Raw genomic sequence first — 19,609 nt, forward strand, 5'->3', positions numbered from 1 at the left:
TCATATAGTTTACTAAAAAAAATCACATATTGCAACTGCAATTTTCGATGCAGGTCAAAAGATTGGTAATCTCACGTTCCTTCAGCGAATAATAAACGTTTAGTCCATCTTTATGCGATTGAAGAATACCACGTAATTTCATATTTATCAAGTGGTGTGAAATCAAAGATTGCTCACATTTGAGTGTTTCGCAGATTTCGTTGACCATGAGATTTTCTTGTGCATCCAATAGTTGAATAATAGCCAAACGAGTAGGATGAGCCACCGCTTTCAAAATATAAGCCGCTTTTTCAAACTTCTCTTTATTGATTTTTATGTCGTTCGCTTCTGCTATCATTTTTGTTTTTTAATTACAATACAAATATATGATACTATTTTCATATAGTGCAAATGTTTTTTTTTAAATCGGTAAAATGTGCTATTAGAAAGGTGAAAAGTGCTGTAAAATAAAAACCTCACAGGGCTATTTATCCTGTGAGGTTTAGTAAGTATCTCCTTTGGGAGCATTATTTTAATCCCTGTGCTTCCACAACGGCAATGGCCACCATATCCACAATTTCACGTACTGTACTACCCAATTGGAGTACGTGAACTGGTTTTTTTACACCCAATAAAATTGGTCCGATTTTATCAATATCGGCTACTTCTTTTACAATATTATAGGCAATATTTGAGGCCGAGAGGTTCGGGAAAATCAATGTATTAGCACGACCATCCACTAAATCGCTGAATGGATGTTGTTCTTTCAACAAATCAATATCAAATGGTAAGTGAGCTTGCATTTCGCCATCGACAATCATTGTTGGATGTTTATCTTTTAAAATACTTACCGCTTTTTGCATTTTTATGGCGTCATCGCCATCGGCACTTCCGAAGTTTGAGTAAGTCAATAGAGCTATTCTTGGCTTGATATTGAATTTTTCTACTTCTTTGGCTGCCAATTCGGTAATCTCAACGATTTCTTCGGCAGTTGGATTGAAGTTTACGGTCGTATCGGCCAAGAAAAGTGGACCAAAACGGCTCATCAAAATATACATACCCGAAACTTTCTTCACTCCATCCTGACGACCAATAATCTGTAAAGCTGGACGAATCGTTTCTGGATAATTTCGGGTCATACCACCAATCATGGCATCGGCTTCGCCAGTTTCTACCATCATCGCACCAAAATAGTTGCGATTTTGCATCAATTGCATGGCCTCAAAATGATTATAGCCTTTACGTTTACGTTTTTCGTAGAAAATAGCTCCAAATCGTGCCAAACGCTCTTCTTGGTCAGCCGAGCGAGAGTCGATGATTTCAGCAGTAGGCAAATCTATATTATTTTCGTCGAGCAACTTCGTAATTTTGGCAACATTTCCAAGCAAAATTGGCGTTGCAATTTTCTCATCTTGTACTTCTTGTGCAGCTTTCAGAACTGTCAAGTTTTCTGCATCGGCAAAAACCACACGTTTAGGGTGAAGTTTTGCTTTATTTGTAATTACTTTCTTGAGTGAGTTGTCTTGTCCCAAACGTTTCGCCAATTGCGTATCGTAAGCTTCCCAATCAGTAATTGGGAACTTCGCAACCCCTGTTTCCATTGCCGCTCTCGCAACTGCTGGAGCAACGGTTGTAAGTAAACGAGGGTCAACAGGTTTTGGAATGATATACGTTCGGCTAAACGAGAGATTGGTTTCACCATAAGCTAAATTTACTACGTCAGGCACTGGTTTTTTCGCTAAATCGGCCAATGCACGCACGGCTGCCAATTTCATTTCTTCGTTAATAACTTTCGAGCGAACGTCTAAAGCACCACGGAAAATATAAGGGAAACCAAGTACGTTATTCACTTGATTCGGGTAATCCGAACGTCCAGTTGCCATGATAATATCTTCACGGGCGGCAATCGCATCTTCATACGAAATTTCTGGAGTTGGGTTGGCCATCGCAAAAACAATCGCATCTTTTGCCATTGATTTTACCATATCTTGCTTCAAAATATTGCCTTTTGAAAGCCCAACAAAAACATCTGCACCAACTAGAGCTTCCGAAAGCGTAGTTTCGGCTGGCATATTATCGTTAGCAAATTCGATTTTCTTTCCATCCAAATTCGTGCGGCTTGGGTGAATCAAGCCCTTACTATCGAACATGAAAATATTCTTTTTATCTGCTCCCAACGAATTATACAAACGAGTACAAGAAATTGCCGAAGCCCCAGCACCGTTAATAATTATTTTTACTTGCGAAATATCTTTTTCTACTAATTCGAGAGCGTTCAATAATGCCGCCGACGAAATGATGGCTGTGCCATGTTGGTCATCGTGCATTACTGGAATATTCAATTCTGCTTTTAGGCGTTCTTCGATTTCAAAACACTCAGGAGCAGAAATATCTTCGAGGTTTACACCACCAAAAGTTGGCTCAAGAATTTTCACTGTACGTACAAATTCATCAACATCTTTGGTGTTTAACTCAATATCAAAAACATCAATATCGGCATAAATTTTGAATAAAAGCCCTTTTCCCTCCATCACGGGTTTTCCTGCGGCTGGGCCAATATCGCCCAAACCCAAAACCGCCGTTCCGTTTGAAATTACAGCCACAAGGTTTCCCTTTGCTGTATATTTATAAACGTCTTCAGGATTTTCAAAAATAGCCATACACGGGTCGGCTACCCCTGGAGAATACGCCAAAGACAAATCTTTTTGGGTAGCATATTCTTTACTTGGAACTACTTCGATTTTACCAGGACGCCCTTTGGCGTGGTAATGAAGTGCCTCTTCTTTTAAATTTTGTTTACTCATTTTCGAATAAAAGATTAGTTTGATGATGCGAAGGTAAGACTGAATGCTTTTAGAGTTAAAGAAAAAAAGTCTTTTTTTGTGTAATTAACTGTTTTTGCTTAGAAAAATGGCTTTTTGCATATTTTCTTACTTGTTTCTTATGTTATCTTTCACAATATCTTCATAGTCAGCCACATGAGCGAAGGCTGCATTCATCTTAGCACGGTCGAATTCGTTTTCGTTGTTTGAAATCCAAATCGTAGCTACACCGTTACCGATAAAATTGGTAATCGCACGGGCTTCTGACATAAATCTGTCAACTCCCAAAAGCAACGCTAAACCTTCAACGGGAATTACTTTCAGAGCTGTAAGGGTTGAGGCCAAAACAATAAAACCGCTACCAGTTACGCCCGCTGCACCTTTGGATGTCACCATCAGAATGCCGATAATTGTTAGAATTTGCTGAATATCGAGATGAACATTGAAAACTTGAGCTAAGAAAATAACTGCCATTGAAAGATAAATTGTCGTTCCATCAAGATTAAACGAATAACCCGCAGGCACAACCAAACCAACCACTGATTTTGAGCAACCCATTTTCTCCAGTTTCTCCATCAACGAAGGTAAACCCGCTTCTGATGAAGATGTGCCAAGTACAATCAATAATTCCTCACGAATAAATTTAAGGAATTTCCAAAGACTGATTTTATAATATCTTAGAATAAAATACAGCACCACAAATACAAAAATAGCCATCGTTACATAAACTGTTCCCATCAACTTGGCAAGCGGAAGAAGGGTTTGAATACCATATTTGGCAATTGTGAACGCCATACCACCAAATGCTCCGATTGGTGCAAAAAGCATGACTTTATGCAATGCCCAAAACACTTTTTTGGAGATTGGTGCAAGAAAATCAACCACTTTTTGACGGCCAGAATAATTACTCAAAGCAATCCCCAGCACTATTGCCAGAACCAACACTTGAAGTGTGACATTATCTAAGAAAAATTTCAGCCAACTAAATTCAGTAGCACTTTTAGTGTATTTTGAAATATCTCCACCCTTGATTGCATCTGTGACAACGCCATCACCAGGGCGAATAACATTTGCTACTATAACACCCACAAAAAGAGCAATGGTTGTAACTACTTCAAAGTAAAGGAGGGCTTTTGCTCCAACTTTTCCAACTTTTTTCAAATCTCCCATTGAAATGATTCCAAGTGTGATGGTCAAGAAAATGATTGGATTGATGAAAAGTTTGACAAAACTGATAAATAAACTGCTCAGAAATTCGGCAAATGTATTTTTGATTTCAAATTCAGAAATGAAAAGATTTTGCTTGAAGCCTTTTTCAAAAATAGGTTTTAGAGCAAATTCTGGATTGTAATGCCCCAGCAAAACACCTAAAATAATGGCTGTAAGCACCCAAAAGGTAAGGTTAGTTAAGATTTTTTTCATAAGAATATACCACCACCCCTAACCCCTAAAGGGGGATAAAGGTTTGGGATTTGTTTTTATATTTTTAAAGTGTTTTTACGTATTCGAATGCTTTCTTTGCCAAATAACTCCATTGGTCAGCATAATGAATGGGTACTTGAAGCCAGCCATTCATAGGTCTTTTGCCACTTGGATTAAAGACTTCAACACCATCAATGGCAAGCGTTTCTTGTTCGGTTTCTTTGTCTAATTTTACGGTTAAATATTTTACATGAAAACCAGCCACAGCTTTGCCGTTTGGGGCTTTTATGCACGGCACACCAAACATTTTACTCGCTTTTGCTTCTGGAATATCGGCCGTTATTTCTTGAAATAATGCTTCGTAATCGTTCATAAAATATTTACTTTATCAGATAACCTAAAATTAAGCTTGTAATGATAGAAATTGGTATGCTTATACCTATCATTAGGCTTGCCAAAGGTGGGTTTAGCTTATGATTAATGGCTATTATTGAAGCTGTATTCATTGAGCCTAAGGCCGCTCCAACTACGCACATTTGTCCTATCCAAGTATTCTCTTGGAGTAAAATCTTTTCTTGAAGCAAGATAAGGTATAATACAAAGATTATCAAAGGTGCAAGCAATAGTTTAAAAAATAAGCCTATTATTAGTGGTTTTTGAGCAAGATTAGCTTTTGATAGATTAATCTGCAAACCCACTGATATTAATGCCAATACTGTAAACGGACTGCCCATTTTTTGTAAAACATCGTTAAAATGCTCGGGAAAATGGAAATTAGCGAAATTTAGAATCACTGCAACACAAAAAGCCAAAAAAGGCGGAAAGGTAAAAATACTTTTAGCAATAGATTTAATTGAAGGCTCGGACGATGAATAATAAGAGGCCGTCATGATTCCGAGTGTGCCACAAACAACAAACGAACCTGCCTGACTCATCAGAATACCCATTTGTACACCTGCTTTTCCGTATAATAATTCAAAAATTGGAAAACCTACAAATGAAATACTGCTTATTCCTGCCGTAATTGTCAATGCTCCTGTGGTGCTTCGGTCAAATTGAAAAGTTTTTGCAATAATTTTGAAAAATAGGAATGAACAAGTGAATAGAATATATGGCGTCAGTACGGGCAAAACCTGATTCGATTTAAAACTTATTTCGGTTGTGTAAAGCAGGGTTAGAGCGGGCAAACATACATTAATGATAACTGCATTTAAACCTAAGTAAGCCTCTTTTGGAAAGCCTTTGGTTCGTTGGAGGAGTACCCCCAACGAAAGGCAAATTATCAATAAAAACAGGTTAGTCATTTTTTAAAGAGATGAGATTGGGGATACGAGATACGAGGATTTGAAAAACGAACATTCTTTACAAAAGTAGTTTCTCAAATCTCGTATCTCAAATCTTTCATCTAAAAATTTATAGTAGCATTGGCATAGTAGAATGCTCCATTAAATCCAAACTGATTAGCATTTCGGGTATAAGGAATCTGCCCGTTGGTATATCCAGCAAAATTAGTCAATACTTTGTCAGGATATACATCGGTGATATTATTGCTACCCAAAGTGAGCGAAAACTTAGGAGAAAACGCATAAGTTAATGCCACATCAATCAATGTTTTTCCACCGAAAGTTTGCGTGATATGTGGCTTGCCAGTTGGTTTTTCCCAAGCTGTTACTGGACCGAAATATGACGCTCTTACATTGGCATTGAATTTATTGATTTGATAACCCAACGATGCCAGTATTTTCTGACGTGGTTGTGCAGTTTCTATCAAACTAATGCTTACGGTGTCAATCATCAAGATTTTGGCGGCTGTGCCTGCTTGTAACAAACTTGGCGTTGCTTTTTGCGAGGTAAGTTTAGTTTCGTTGAAAGTAAGAGCCAAACTCGCCGTAAGTTTACTTTTTGGACTAAATTTATGGTTGAAAGTAGTTACAAAATCAATTCCTCTTGTGCGAGTATTGATATGATTCGTGAAAAAACGAATCTCGCTAATTCCTGGGAATAAAGGTTTTAGTGCTACAATGCTACTCACAATCATACGCTCTGAAAGAATAATACGGTCGGTAATATCAATTTGGTAGGCATCAAGCGTAAACAAAAACTTATCGCCAGCTTTGGCCGTTATGCCTAAGTTATAATTGAACGAGTTTTCAGCTTTTGGTTTTTCTATACCCAATTGAGCCAAACGAGGGTCAGAATTAGGTAATTGTTTGGTCTGAATAATTGCTCCAGCTTGCACGGTCGAGGTCGTAACACTGTTGTAAGTCTGCTGCAATGATGGAGCTCTGAAACCTTTATTAATCGAACCTCTGATTGAAATGCTTTCCGAAAGTTTCAAACGAGCCGCCAATTTTCCCGAAACATTACTACCAAAATCGCTATAATTTTCGTAGCGAAGTGCGGCTGCCACTAAAAACTTGTTCGTAATATCGCTTTCAACATCGGCATATAAACCTATGTTGTTGCGAGTGGCATTGGTTTCGTCGGCAGGAGCAATTCCTGGGCGACCGCTCGAACCTGGTGCTTTATTTTTGGTGGTTGCCAACGGCCCAACTTGGTAAGATTCGGCACTTCCTTGCTTTAATAAAAACTGCTCAGCTCTAAACTGGCTACCAAATGCTACGTTTGTGTTTTTTGTACCCAACAAACCTTTATAGTTTTTCGAGATATTTGCCTCGATAGTAGTTTGTCCAACGGCACTTCTTCCTACATAAAACTCAGTAGGAGAATTTGCTCCCATCGAAGGATTTATAGTATTATTTGCCCATAAATCCAAATAATTATGGCCATATCCTGCACTAAAATCAAGATTCCAACCATCAATCACTTTTCTATTTACACCCACAACTGATGAATAATCAATGGTTTTACCAGGTAATTGCGGCGTAAATCCATCAGGGAAAATTTCGGGTGTTGAATTTGCATTTGATGGGTTAGCTACTCTGAAAAAACCATACGCTAATACATCTTTCATTGATACCCCACCGAAACTATACACATTCCATTTATCATTAATCGGGTATCCAAGATTATAAAAACCTTGGTAAGCCGTATTCTGATTGCTTCCGTACTTTGTTACTTTAAATGTACCGTAATCGCCCCAAACACCTCTTGTTTTTAGAGTTGCTTCATCGGTGGCTTGCGTTGACGAATAAATACCTGTATAAGTTCCACCTGCAACGGGTCTTGGATTATAAAAATCTGAGCGGTCGGTGCCGTTGGCGTGTTGGTAATGGAGCGTCATGTTGAGGTAACTTTTTTCCTTTCCCAACTTAAAACCGTAATTCAACGCACCCATGTACGTGCCGCCATCGCCCATTTTCGTAACTCCGTATTGGGTTTTGAATGTGCCTTTGCCTACACTTTTATTCAAGCCTAAATTTACAATACCAGCAATGGCATCAGAGCCATACTGAGCGGCCGCACCATCACGCAAGACTTCAACACGGTCGAGAGACAGCGATGGAATGGAGTTCATATCGGTTACGACAGTTCCTAAACCAACTGTTACGTTAAGATTGAGTGCCGAAAACTGATGACGACGTTTGCCATCGACCAAAACCAAAACTTGGTCGGGCGAAAGTCCACGAAGGGTGGCTGGGTCAGCATAATTGGCTACGCCATTGATACCAGTCTTGGCAGAGTTGAACGAAGGAGAGTTGAATTGTACCATTTGCCCCAATTCAACTTGACCTGTTGCTTGTAATTCTTTGGCACTTAGCACATCAACAGGCACTGGACGTTCAACGTCAGTGCGGGGTTGTCCACGAGAGCCAATCACTACAACTTCTGAAAGTTGAGATGCTGATTCTGCTAAGGTTACGTTTACCACGTTGTTTTCGCCAACTGTGATTTCTTGATTTTGATAACCAATAAACGAAAATTGTAAAACTTCACCTTTATCGGCATTTATCTTGAAATTTCCATCAACTTCGGTGCTTGTGCCACGTTTTGTGCCTTTTACTACAATGCTTACGCCAGGTAGGGCTTCACCTTTTGCCGAAATTACTTTTCCTGTGATTGGGTCGGCTACTGGTAGGGCAGGAATGTCGGTGTCAATAACTTGTGCTTTGGTTTCTTCGGTGGAAGCATTTAAAACGATTTGATTGCCATACACTTTATACGATATATGTAAAGGCGAAAAAAGTTTGCTCAGAACTTCTGAAAATTTCTGATTTTGGACTTGCAAACTGATTTTTTTATCCGATAAAATTACTTTTGAACTGTAAAAAAACTTTGCATCTGCCACTTTCCCGATTTCGGAAATGGCATCTTGCATACTTACATTTTGCAGATTTACCGACACGTTTTTTTCGAGTAAATCTTGTGCTTTGCCATCGTGGGCCAAAGACTGCAACACAAGTACAAGGGCAAGAAAGCATTGTGTTAGCGAAATTTTCATCATTTTAAGCAAAAATGCTTGATTGAATAGTGGTTTTTGCATAGGTTTACAAAGGTTTTGTTTGATTAACTAAACTGCAAGGGTTGCCTCAGAAGACATTTGGCGATGGAACTGAGGTAATTGTAAGCCGAAAGTGTTTCCAGCACGTTCGGCTTTTTTTGTAAAAAATTGGTTTTTAGTTTTTATGAAGTTTTGAAAATACTTGCTTTAAAGGTTTTTATTTAATTTTATTATTCGTCATTCGTAAATCGTAGTTCGTCATTTTTTATTCTATTCACAACCAATTCCACTAACCAAAATACTTGTTCCTTTTACTTGGTAGGTGGCATTGAGCGAACGAGTGATGATGTCGAGTTTTGTGAAAAGTGGCATTTCGGTCAAATCTCCGTTGAGGGTGCATTTTCCGAGCGATTCTCTTTCTAAAACCATTTCAATTCCGTAGGCTTTTTCGAGAGCCGTTAACACATCGTTCAGTGGAGCATCTTGAAAGTTGAAACTTAGGGTTTCTTTATTAATTGTTGCAAGAACTTCTGGTTTTTCAACCAAACCCGTCACAAAGTGTTCTTCTTCATCAAAGAATGTTACTTTCAGATTTGGCGTCAAAATCACACCGTTGTTTTGTTTGTCTTCGGCGTCTTTTTCAAAAACAGTTACTTTGCCCGAAACTACCGACACTTCTGATTTCTTCATACTTGGATAAGCCTTCACCGTAAAACTTGTTCCCAAAACTTTCGTGGTCATTTTTCCAGTATAAATCAAAAAAGGGCGAGTAGTATCGTGCATTACATCAAAAAAAGCCTCTCCAGTCAGATTTACTTCTCTAAACTTTGCATCTGATTGATTATAAGAGAGTTGTGTCTTGGGTTTCATCACAACCACGCTTCCATCAGGCAATGTGATTTTCAGTTCTTTTGCCGAAACATTCTCATATTTTGCCCAACCAGAAAACGGAGTCCCGCTTAAGGATTGAATATTTTTGGCCGATTTATTATAAGTCCAGATTCCAAAAGCCAATAAAAACATAGCCGCAGCACTGCTCAAGTACCAAACCCAATTGATTTGTCGAGTTGGTGTTTTTTGAGTTGGTGCAATTTTTTCTTTGATTTTCAGATAAAGCTCATTTTCTAAATTTATTTGCTCATCGTCGGTCATTTGACTAATTCCGTCAAGATTATTTTCAAACGAATAATACCAAGCCTCAATAAGCTCAAGCTCTTGTTGGGTGCTTTGATTATTTAGAAATCGTTCAATTATTTCTTTATTTAGTATCATTTTCATGTTGCTTTCATAGACTAAGTGTAACGAGCAGAAGTTTTCCCCTATGCGGGAATGAAAAATATTTCAAAAGTTTTTGTTGCGTGAACTTACCTCGAATTTATTCGAGGTCTAAGAGAACAAAGGATGTTATTTTATTTTACCAAACCGATTTAAATCGGTTTTACTGAAAATCATTTCTGTTGTTCTTTTAGGCTGTGATTTTAATCACAGATTGGAATCAAATTTTGAGTAAGTAGGAGTTTATTTTACCCGATTGTAAAAAATAGAATGCCCAGTGCAGTATAGTCTTTCAATGCCTCACGCAGAATTTTGAGGGCTTTAGTCATTTGATTTTCAACGGTTTTCTCCGAAATATCAAGTCTTTCCGAAATCTCTTTTTGAGAAAGTCCACTTCGTTTTAGTAAGAAAACTTCACGACATTTTTCGGGTATTGTTTGAAGAGCTTGCTGATAAGCATCATTCAGTTCGTCGAAAGCAACGGCTTGTTCCGTAAAATTATCGTCATTCTCATCAAGCATTAAAGTTGATGAATATTTCTCAAAAAGTGTATTTTTTTTGAATTGAGCAATGACAAGGTATTTGATGGAAGTAAAAAGATAATTTTCGATATTTTCGATGGGAAGCGTTTCACGACGTTCCCAAAGCGAAACAAATAATTCTTGAATCACCTCTTCGGTTAATTCTTTGTCTTGCAGACGTTTGTAGGCAGCTCCGTAGAGTTTTGAAAAGTACCTCCGATACAAAATCTCAAAAGCCCGACTATCGCCAGTGGCAATATCGGCAAGGAGTTCTTGGTCAGTATCGAAGGGGAGTTTTTTCATTTTGGTACAAAAGAAAGATTTATTTGTAAGAAAACATAAAAATAGCTGTTGCTTTTGTTGATATTCTGTTTTATACTGAACCCAAATCTTGATTCAGAAGTTAAACGAATGATAAATCTGACCAAAACCTAATGGCTCGACCAATTATTGATACATCTGATACAAAACCCAATATCAAAGAACGCCTAAAAGCATTGGGAAATTTACCTGCTTTTTTGCGTGAAGTCTATCTTACTTCGCCTGCCTTGACTATTAGTAATACAATCTTACGTCTCCTTCGTGCAGCTATTCCGATTTCTATTTTATACATAGGTAAACTAATCATTGATGAGGTTTTAGTGCTTAGTGCCAGCAAATCAGAAAACCACAATCAAATCTATTTATTGATTGCGGCAGAGTTTGCTTTAATGATTGTCAGTGATTTGCTTTCTCGTGGTATTGCTTTGACTGATAGCCTTTTAGGTGATTTATTTGCGAACAGAACGTCAATAAAATTAATGAAACACGCCGTTTCGCTCGATTTAGCTCAGTTTGAAAACGCCACTTTTTATGATAAACTCGAACGTGCCAGACAGCAAACCAACGGTCGAACTGCTCTGCTTTCTCAGATTTTATCACAAGGACAAGATGCCATCACGATGGGGCTTTTGCTTGTTGGACTCGTCACTTTTAATCCATGGTTGATTGTTTTGCTTTTGGTTTCGGTCATTCCATCTTTTATTGGTGAATGGCATTTTAATGCTAAAAGCTACTCGCTGCAAAGAGGCTGGACTCCACAACGCCGAGAATTAGATTATTATCGTTTCATTGGTGCGAGCGATGAAACCGCCAAAGAAGTAAAGCTTTTCGGACTTTCAGATTTTATTATTGATAGATTTCGTAATTTATCTGACCGATATTTTAAGGAAAATAAAAAACTGTCTATTGAGCGTGCTTCGTGGGGAAGTTTGTTGGTGGCAATTGGTACTTTAGGGTATTTTGGTGCTTATACTTTAATCATTGTAGAAACCATCAAAGGAATCGTGACTATCGGTAGCCTAACTTTTTTGGCTGGTTCGTTTCGTCAGCTAAAATCTTTATTGGAAGGAATTCTTGGCAGGTTTACAAGTATTTCGCAAGGAGCCTTATATCTCAATGATTTGTTTGAATTTTATCAGATTGAGCCACAGATTATTTCGCCCACTCAACCTAAACCTTTCCCAAATCCAATCAAAGAAGGTTTTAGATTTGAGAATGTTGGTTTTAAATATCCAAATTCTGATAAATGGGCAAATCGAAATCTAAATTTTGCATTAAAAGTAGGAGAAAAGCTGGCTTTAGTTGGAGAAAATGGTTCAGGGAAAACCACTTTAGTAAAATTGTTGGCAAGATTATACGACCCCGACGAAGGTCGAATTTTATTGGATGGCGTTGATTTGAAGGATTATAATTTGGCAGAATTGCGTGAACACATTGGCGTAATTTTTCAAGATTTTCAAAAATTCAATTTTACTGCGGGCGATAATATTGCAGTCGGTGATATTGCCGCCCGTGAAGAATTGCCCGAACTTGAAAGGGCAGCTCACCAAAGTTTGGCCGATGCTGTTATAGAAAAATTACCGCTAAAATATGACCAACCTTTGGGAAGGAAATTTGCCAAGGGAATTGAACTTTCGGGCGGAGAATGGCAGAAAGTAGCACTTGCAAGAGCTTATTTGCGTGAAGCCGAAGTATTGATTCTTGATGAACCAACAGCCGCTCTCGATGCTCGTGCCGAATACGAGGTTTTTCGACGTTTTGCCGAACTTACGAAAGGAAAAACCGCTATTCTGATTTCGCACAGATTTTCAACGGTCAGAATGGCAGATAGAATTTTGGTGCTTGATAAAGGAAATCTGCTCGAAATCGGCACACACGAAGAACTTTTGGCGAGAAATGGACGATACGCCGAGTTGTTTTACTTACAAGCAGAAGGTTATAAGTAAAATAGTTTTCTATAGTATACAAAATTGCCACGCCTGTAAAGTTCGTGGCAATTTATTTATATTTAGCAAATTTTTAGTAAATGAATAATGCATTGAGTTGTAATTCTTCCGAATCATAAGCACCCGTTTCCCAGTCCAACTCTTTATATGTAAGTTTTGATTTTTTGATAAGCGGAATAGTATCAAATCCATTTTTAGACATTTGCAGATGATAACTTTTTGGTAAAAAAATAGAATCAATCTTTTTTGATTCTATAAAATCTTCCATGAGCTTTACTCGATATCCATGAAATATTTCATAGCTGATTGACTTAATGCGAGTCTCGAATCTGTTTTTGAGAATTGAGAGTGCTTCATCAAATTCTTTTGTTCTGAGCGATTCGACAAGTTTTTTCGGATTGTAGAAAAGTAAGTCTGTAATAGAGTTTCCTAAATCTTGTGCATACATTAAAACTACATCAACTTCATAGGTTTCTAAGTGATTTATCGCCAATTTAAGCGTATTGAGAGATTCTACATGAAAATCAGTCGGTATTAATATTTTAGTTGTCATACTCCAATTATTTAATAAGTGAAAAATTAAAGTACAAAGCTGTTTTAGATAGATGAGAGAGATCTAAGAGGTAGATTAAAATCGTATTAGAATTTTGAATAGGGTGAAAAAGTATTGTAGATGAGCGATTTAAGTAAAAAAAGAAAGGTGTTCTTTTCAATACTTTTGAATATTAGCCAAAGGAAGTTTAATCTGAACGGTAGTGCCTTCGTTCACAATTGATGTGACGTTTAGTTGCCCATTATGAATCTTGATAATATTCCGAGTAAGTGGCAAACCAATACCATAACCCTCGAAATGGCGAGTATTAGATGCTCTAAAAAATGGGTCGTAGATAAATTGCATTTCAGATTCTGGAATCCCGATTCCTTGGTCTTTTATTATCAAAAATACTTGAGTATCGCTTGAGGCGATACTCACATTTACGGGTTTATTGCTCGAATATTTGCAAGCATTGCTGAGCAGATTCGTAAAAGCAAGAGATAAAAGCTGTTTATTACCCATAACTTTGAGTTTAAACGGATTTTCGGGCAATAGACTAAAGTCAATAATAATGTTGTTTTTTGGGTTTAGTTTGTCAATTATCCCTTTTGCTTGCCACAGGAGTTCATCCGTACGTAGAATTTCAAAATTTACTTTTTTATTGCTATATCCAGTCTGTGCTAAGTAAAGCAATGTTTGTGTAATTTGATTGAGACGTTCTGCTTGTCCTAAAATACTGGTCAGTGACTGCTGATACTCTTCGGGCGTGCGTTCTTTCATGAGCATAACTTCGGCTTCGCCCATGATAGAGGTAAGCGGAGTGCCAAACTCATGCGAAGCATTACTAACAAAGTTTTTCTGAGTTTCAAAAGATGTTTCAAGTCTGTTCAGTAAATCATTGAATGTCGAAATCAACTGACTAATTTCGTTATCATTATATTTTTCTTCAATTCTTTGATGAATGTTTTCTGTACTGATTTGTTTTACGCTATCAGTAATACTTTTGATTGGGTCGAAAATGTGTTTTGAGAAATAAAACGATAGTGAAGTAATGAAAATAACTATCAGAAAAACTGCTACCAGAATGATATTTCGCATAAAAATCAAGTGATGCGAAGCATAATAGTTTTTGGCTGATACAATTACTATGTATTGTTTGTTATTACTATTATATCTGATACCAGTATAAAATGTTTCGTTGAGTTGAAGTGTCGATTTTGCCTTGTTTAAAATCTCTTTCAAAAAACTAAGTGGCAAAGTAGTTTTTTGAGAAATGGTAGTTAAATCTTCTTCTGATTCAACTTCAAAACGATAATCTTTTTCTTCACTGAGTTTTTCGAGGTTTTCTTCTCTAATTTTCTTAAACGACTGAGCATCAATTTTATCGGCATCATAATTATATTTTGCCGAAATCTTGGCTCGGGTTTCTAAGCGTTTATAAAAGTCGGTATATGAATAATTGTATAAAAAATAGTAGATGCTTCCGCCCAAAAGTAATAGTATTATTACATTTGTCAGGATGAGTACCAATGCTATTTTTAATTGAGTTTTCATGCTTCTTTTAAGACATATCCCATTCCAATTACAGTATGTACGAGTTTAGGTTCGTAGTTTGAGTCTATTTTCTTACGCAAGTAATTAATGTAAACATCAACCACATTAGTTGCCAAATTAAAATTAATATCCCAAGCACTTTCAAGTAAATCTACTCTTGATAAAACTCGTCCTTTGTTTTTGATAAGGGTAAATAACAGGCGGTATTCAGTAGCTGTAAGTGATATTAACTCGCCATTGCGTTCAACGGTTTTGGCATCGTCGTCCATTTTTAAGTTCGCAATCGTGTATATGTTTTCTTTATTCATAACTTCATTGCCAGTTGAAGAGCTTCTACGTAGTAAAGCCTTGATTCTGGCAACTAATTCAATAAATTTAAACGGTTTTGCTAAATAGTCATCCGCTCCAGAGTTTAGCCCGAGAGCGATATTATCGGCAGTATTGAGAGCCGTCAGAAACAAAATTGGCGTTTGAATATTTTTATTGCGTAGAACTTTACAAACCTCAATGCCGTTGGTATCGGGTAGCATAATATCCAAAATAATCAAATCGAAATTATTGTCAGAAGCCATCTGAATGCCACTACTGCCATCGAGAGCGACCGAAACCTCAAAGTTTTCTTCGGTTAAGCCTTTTTTTATGAAGCTAACCACATTTATTTCATCTTCTACCAATAAGATTTTCTTCATTTCATTATACTTAAAAAGTACAAAACGATTTATTTGACAAATGTTGTACTATTTTTCCCAAATTGCCAAAGCAAGCCTTATTTTTCCATAATCATAAACTCCTTCGAGTGCTTCAAAAAGTGGTTTGAGTGCATCGCCTTTTTGCACATTCAGCTTCATGGCTTCGGCAATAATTTGGTTATATTCGTAGGTTGCAATGTATTGTTTGAGGTCAATATCTTGTCCATCTTGCTTAAGTTTTACCAAATGACTAATAATCGTAACAGGATTTAAGGAGCGTTTGGCGGCCATTTCATCAATCGAAAGGCCCGCTTTATACATCTCGAAGGTTTCCAAAAAAGTCATTCCTTTTTCCTGCTTTGCTCGTCCAATACCTGGGTTATCGCCAGTAAACGATAGAATTTCATTGATAAATTCATCGCCATATTGTCTGAATTTCTGTTCACCAACCCCCGAAACACCCATCATCTGAAAACGATTGATTGGGCGTTTCTGTGCCATATCCGAAAGTGTAGCATCGGAAAATACCACAAAAGGTGGCACATTTTGTTCATCGGCAATTTTTTTGCGTAAAACCCTGAGTTTTTCAAACAACGCATCCTTAATAATTTCTCTTTTAGTTTTTTCTTTCGGAGCTGCTTCTTCTTGTCGTGCTTTCTTAATATCGTAAGCCTCAAACCTTACTAAATTCACTTTTTTGCTTTCGTATAAAACTTGATTTGAAACTGCATTCAATTTCAATGCGTGTCGTTCATCATAGGCAATATCACAAATGCCAGAATTGAGCATTTGCGTAATATAATCAGCCCATTCTTCATATTTTAGCTCTTTTCCTACGCCAAAAGTCTTTAGATTCTGATACCCTCGTTCATAAATTGCTCTGTTCTGCGAACCCCTCAAAATATCAATTACCATACCCATTGCTGCTTTTTGTTCGGTGCGAGAAATGGCCGACAATGCTTTTTGAGCAAAAATTGTGGCATCGAATTTTTGTGGAGGATTCTTACAAACATCACAGTTACCGCAATCGTTTTGAGCTTCTTCATTAAAATAACTCAACAAGATTCGTCTTCTACAAATCTCCGATTCTGCATATTGTTTCATGCGGTCGAGTTTGGCAAACTGCACTTCCTTCATTTCATCGGGCAGTTCAGAATTTTGAATCATGTCCTTGCGAGTCATAATATCAGAATAACTATAAAACAACAGCGTGTCTGATTTCATACCATCACGCCCAGCCCTGCCAATTTCTTGGTAATAACTTTCAACATTCGACGGTAAACTATAATGAATCACAAACCGAACATTCGATTTATCAATACCCATTCCGAAGGCAATCGTTGCCACCATTACCTGAATCTCATCTTTGATAAAAGCTTCTTGAACCTCCGAGCGAGTTTTAGCATCAATTCCTGCATGGTAGTGCATTGCTCTTATACCAACTTTGCGTAAACCCTCGGCAACGTCTTCTGTATTTTTTCTACTTAAACAATAAATAATTCCCGACTGATTGGGTCGCTTGCCAATATACTCCTGCATAATTTTCAGCCTGTTTCTTCCACCTAAAACGTTCAAACTTAGATTTGGTCGGTCGAACGAAGAAATAAAAACTTTTGCATCAGGCACACCCAGTTGAGTTAAAATATCTTTTCTCGTTACACGGTCGGCGGTTGCAGTGAGGGCAACCACAGGCACATTCGGAAAAGTTTCTTTCAGTATATTTAATTTGGTATATTCTGGCCTAAAATCATGACCCCAAGTCGAAACACAGTGCGATTCATCAATCGCTATCTGATTAACCGAAAGAGTTTTGATGAAACTTATATAATTGTTATGAAAAAGTTTTTCGGGCGAAATGTAGAGCAATTTTATTTCACCAGACTTGCATTTTTCTTCAAGCGTTCGTTGCTGTATCGAATCTAATGAGCTATTCAAAAATGCCGAAGGAACACCATTGGCTTGCAAAGATTGCACTTGGTCTTGCATGAGAGCAATTAGGGGCGAAATAACCAAAGTAATGCCTTCCATAACCAAAGCAGGTACTTGGAAACAGATTGATTTTCCACCGCCCGTAGGCATCAGCACCATGCAATCTTGTTTTGACAGAATCGTATCAATAATCTCAGCTTGTAGTGGACGGAACTTATCGTAACCGAAATATTTTTTTAAAACTTGCTCTTTAGTCATTTATTCAGAAAAAGTAATTTAAGCAAAATTATGAGTAAAAGATGAATCTAAATTGAAAAATAATTATTTTTACTGAAATTATTTTCAACAAACCAACCATTATACATGAAAAAAACGCTGGTTTTATCATTATTAATTTCCTCAAGTCTGTTTGCACAAGACAACAAATCTACCGAATTTGCTTCCACGATTTCTGCACAAGATTTAAGAAAACATTTGACTTACATTGCCTCTGATAGCCTCGAAGGGCGAGATACAGGCTCAGAAGGACAGCGAAAAGCAGCCGATTATATCGCTAAGCATTTTGCCAGCTTGGGTTTGCAAGCAATTGCACCGCAAAAAGATGGTAGCAAAGGTTATTTTCAAAAATTCAACCTTTATCAAAAAGGCTGGAAAGATGCTTACATAAAGATAGGAAATAAAAAGAAAGAATTTTTCAAAGATTACTATCCAAACGGGCTAATGAGTATTCCCGAAGAACAATCAATGTCGGTGGCTTTTGTAGGTTATGGAATCGAACAAGATAACTATAATGATTATAAAAATATTAATGTAGAAGGCAAAGCCGTGGTTTTCTTTGATGGCGAACCAAAAGACAAAGAAGGAAAATATCTTTTCACGAAAACCGATGAAAAATCTGAATGGACTGAAAGAACGGGTCTTCAAAAGAAAATTAATATTGCACTGAATCACGGAGCGAAAATGTTTTTTGTCATTTCAGCTACCGATGCTCAGAAATTTACATCATTGGCTGCTGAGCGTAAAGCCGTTTTGTCAAGATTCAATCAATTAAGTTTTAATGCTTCTTCATCAGCTGAAAAAGCAACCTCAAACCCAACTTTCTTCGTCTCACAAGAAATGGCCGCCGAAATGCTTGATGTGAAGTCGAGTAAACTGACTAAAGTTATTGAAGAAATCAGTGCAAAAAAAGAAAGTTTGGCAAGTAAAATAAAACCTTCAACGGTTTCTGTGAAAGCCGAGAGGGGAGAAGTGCCAGTAGAAACGGCAAATATTTTAGGATTTTTGGAAGGAACAGACAAAAAAGATGAAGTTGTATTGATTACGGCTCACTACGACCACGTAGGAATCCAAAACGGACAAATTCATAATGGTGCTGACGATGACGGTTCTGGCACGTGTGCGGTTCTCGAAATTGCTGAAGCATTTGCCAAAGCAAAGCAAGCAGGAAATGGTCCACGCCGCAGTATTTTGTTTATGACAGTTACGGGTGAAGAGAAAGGTTTGTTGGGTTCACAATATTATACTGATAAAGACCCAATCATTCCGTTAGCCAATACAGTATGTGATTTGAATATTGATATGATTGGCAGAATCGACAAACAACATGCACCCAAAGAAGAATATGTATATCTAATCGGTTCAGATAAATTATCATCAGAATTGCACCAAATAAGCGAAGATATAAACAAAAAATACATTAACTACGAATTGGATTACACATTCAATGACCCAAAAGACCCGAACCGTTTTTACTATCGTTCAGACCATTATAATTTTGCTAAAAACAAAATTCCCGTCATTTTTTACTTTACTGGCGTACACGAAGACTATCATCGTCCAGGAGATGATGTAGAGAAAATTCTCTTTCCAAAATACCAGCAAATTACACGCTTAGTTTTTCAAACAGCTTGGGAATTGGTAAATCGTGAAGAACGAATAAAGGTAGATAGTAATAAGCAATAGACTATTTTGTTGAATATTGCCTTTTAAAGGCAATATTTAATAGAAAAAAAATATCAACGAAAACTTTAGTTTTATAGATATTAAGACTCAAATAAAAAAAAGGCTAAATACTTGATAGCTAAAATGTTAAGACACTCTATTGTATCACTTTGATACTAAGCAAATCTTAAAAAAGTTCAATAATTCAGTTTTTGAGTAAAAATTAATTGTATTTATACTTTTTTGTTTCACGGTTTTTCTATAAAATTGTCA

Annotated in this window: 14 protein-coding genes; 2 read left to right on the forward strand and 12 right to left on the reverse strand. The window is 37.1% G+C overall.

What is annotated here, in order from left to right; all coding sequences use genetic code 11:
* Positions 1–22 precede the first annotated feature (22 nt).
* From A6M55_RS09070 to A6M55_RS09105, 8 genes are all read right to left on the reverse strand, one after another.
* Positions 23–337 (reverse strand): helix-turn-helix transcriptional regulator, encoded by a 315-nt coding sequence (locus tag A6M55_RS09070; protein ID WP_064197332.1) that lies wholly within the window; start codon positions 335–337, stop codon positions 23–25.
* Between the two features lie 169 nt (positions 338–506).
* Positions 507–2,783 carry an NADP-dependent malic enzyme gene (locus tag A6M55_RS09075; protein WP_064197333.1) on the reverse strand — a complete coding sequence of 759 codons (2,277 nt, stop codon included), beginning with the start codon at positions 2,781–2,783 and terminating at the stop codon, positions 507–509.
* Positions 2,784–2,909: 126 nt separating this feature from the next.
* Positions 2,910–4,223 (reverse strand): cation:dicarboxylate symporter family transporter, encoded by a 1,314-nt coding sequence (locus A6M55_RS09080; protein ID WP_064197334.1) that lies wholly within the window; start codon positions 4,221–4,223, stop codon positions 2,910–2,912.
* A 64-nt stretch (positions 4,224–4,287) separates the two neighbouring features.
* Entirely contained in the window at positions 4,288–4,596 is a 309-nt protein-coding gene (locus A6M55_RS09085) for a hypothetical protein (protein ID WP_064197335.1), read from the reverse strand.
* Positions 4,597–4,603: 7 nt separating this feature from the next.
* Complete coding sequence (locus A6M55_RS09090) at positions 4,604–5,527, reverse strand: AEC family transporter (RefSeq protein WP_064197336.1); 924 nt, start codon at positions 5,525–5,527, stop codon at positions 4,604–4,606.
* 101 nt (positions 5,528–5,628) lie between these two features.
* The gene (locus tag A6M55_RS09095; RefSeq protein ID WP_064197337.1) at positions 5,629–8,667 is read right to left on the reverse strand and encodes a TonB-dependent receptor; all 3,039 of its coding nucleotides are present in this window, start codon (positions 8,665–8,667) and stop codon (positions 5,629–5,631) included.
* A gap of 228 nt (positions 8,668–8,895) precedes the next feature.
* Positions 8,896–9,903, reverse strand: a complete 1,008-nt coding sequence (locus A6M55_RS09100) for a FecR family protein (protein WP_064197338.1) — start codon at positions 9,901–9,903, stop codon at positions 8,896–8,898.
* A gap of 245 nt (positions 9,904–10,148) precedes the next feature.
* Positions 10,149–10,724, reverse strand: a complete 576-nt coding sequence (locus A6M55_RS09105) for an RNA polymerase sigma-70 factor (RefSeq protein ID WP_064197339.1) — start codon at positions 10,722–10,724, stop codon at positions 10,149–10,151.
* Between the two features lie 131 nt (positions 10,725–10,855).
* Here A6M55_RS09105 and A6M55_RS09110 point away from each other — a divergent pair, with 131 nt between their 5' ends.
* The gene (locus A6M55_RS09110) at positions 10,856–12,688 is read left to right on the forward strand and encodes an ABC transporter ATP-binding protein (RefSeq protein ID WP_064197340.1); all 1,833 of its coding nucleotides are present in this window, start codon (positions 10,856–10,858) and stop codon (positions 12,686–12,688) included.
* A gap of 73 nt (positions 12,689–12,761) precedes the next feature.
* Here A6M55_RS09110 and A6M55_RS09115 read toward each other — a convergent pair whose 3' ends face one another.
* The 4 genes from A6M55_RS09115 to recQ all read right to left on the reverse strand — a co-directional run bounded on the left by A6M55_RS09115 (position 12,762) and on the right by recQ (position 17,653).
* Entirely contained in the window at positions 12,762–13,241 is a 480-nt protein-coding gene (locus A6M55_RS09115; RefSeq protein ID WP_064197341.1) for a universal stress protein, read from the reverse strand.
* A gap of 156 nt (positions 13,242–13,397) precedes the next feature.
* Positions 13,398–14,777, reverse strand: a complete 1,380-nt coding sequence (locus A6M55_RS09120; protein ID WP_064197342.1) for a cell wall metabolism sensor histidine kinase WalK — start codon at positions 14,775–14,777, stop codon at positions 13,398–13,400.
* Positions 14,774–15,466 carry a response regulator transcription factor gene (locus tag A6M55_RS09125; protein WP_064197343.1) on the reverse strand — a complete coding sequence of 231 codons (693 nt, stop codon included), beginning with the start codon at positions 15,464–15,466 and terminating at the stop codon, positions 14,774–14,776. Before A6M55_RS09125 ends, A6M55_RS09120 begins: the two co-directional genes overlap by 4 nt.
* Before the next feature lie 48 nt (positions 15,467–15,514).
* Positions 15,515–17,653, reverse strand: coding sequence for a DNA helicase RecQ (gene recQ, locus A6M55_RS09130; protein WP_064197344.1), 2,139 nt, complete (start codon positions 17,651–17,653; stop codon positions 15,515–15,517).
* A 105-nt stretch (positions 17,654–17,758) separates the two neighbouring features.
* Here recQ and A6M55_RS09135 point away from each other — a divergent pair, with 105 nt between their 5' ends.
* Complete coding sequence (locus A6M55_RS09135) at positions 17,759–19,357, forward strand: M28 family peptidase (RefSeq protein ID WP_064197345.1); 1,599 nt, start codon at positions 17,759–17,761, stop codon at positions 19,355–19,357.
* The last annotated feature ends 252 nt before the right edge of the window (positions 19,358–19,609 follow it).

Source organism: Emticicia sp. MM (assembly GCF_001649495.1).

What these genes read in the sequence shown, in the direction of transcription:
- A6M55_RS09110 (WP_064197340.1), top strand. Translation starts at nt 10,856, where the DNA reads ATGGCTCGACCAATTATTGATACATCTGATACAAAACCCAATATCAAA.
- A6M55_RS09115 (WP_064197341.1), bottom strand. Translation starts at nt 13,241, where the DNA reads ATGACAACTAAAATATTAATACCGACTGATTTTCATGTAGAATCTCTC.
- A6M55_RS09125 (WP_064197343.1), bottom strand. Translation starts at nt 15,466, where the DNA reads ATGAAGAAAATCTTATTGGTAGAAGATGAAATAAATGTGGTTAGCTTC.
- A6M55_RS09135 (WP_064197345.1), top strand. Translation starts at nt 17,759, where the DNA reads ATGAAAAAAACGCTGGTTTTATCATTATTAATTTCCTCAAGTCTGTTT.
- A6M55_RS09085 (WP_064197335.1), bottom strand. Translation starts at nt 4,596, where the DNA reads ATGAACGATTACGAAGCATTATTTCAAGAAATAACGGCCGATATTCCA.
- A6M55_RS09120 (WP_064197342.1), bottom strand. Translation starts at nt 14,777, where the DNA reads ATGAAAACTCAATTAAAAATAGCATTGGTACTCATCCTGACAAATGTA.
- recQ (WP_064197344.1), bottom strand. Translation starts at nt 17,653, where the DNA reads ATGACTAAAGAGCAAGTTTTAAAAAAATATTTCGGTTACGATAAGTTC.
- A6M55_RS09070 (WP_064197332.1), bottom strand. Translation starts at nt 337, where the DNA reads ATGATAGCAGAAGCGAACGACATAAAAATCAATAAAGAGAAGTTTGAA.
- A6M55_RS09080 (WP_064197334.1), bottom strand. Translation starts at nt 4,223, where the DNA reads ATGAAAAAAATCTTAACTAACCTTACCTTTTGGGTGCTTACAGCCATT.
- A6M55_RS09075 (WP_064197333.1), bottom strand. Translation starts at nt 2,783, where the DNA reads ATGAGTAAACAAAATTTAAAAGAAGAGGCACTTCATTACCACGCCAAA.
- A6M55_RS09090 (WP_064197336.1), bottom strand. Translation starts at nt 5,527, where the DNA reads ATGACTAACCTGTTTTTATTGATAATTTGCCTTTCGTTGGGGGTACTC.
- A6M55_RS09100 (WP_064197338.1), bottom strand. Translation starts at nt 9,903, where the DNA reads ATGAAAATGATACTAAATAAAGAAATAATTGAACGATTTCTAAATAAT.
- A6M55_RS09105 (WP_064197339.1), bottom strand. Translation starts at nt 10,724, where the DNA reads ATGAAAAAACTCCCCTTCGATACTGACCAAGAACTCCTTGCCGATATT.
- A6M55_RS09095 (WP_064197337.1), bottom strand. Translation starts at nt 8,667, where the DNA reads ATGCAAAAACCACTATTCAATCAAGCATTTTTGCTTAAAATGATGAAA.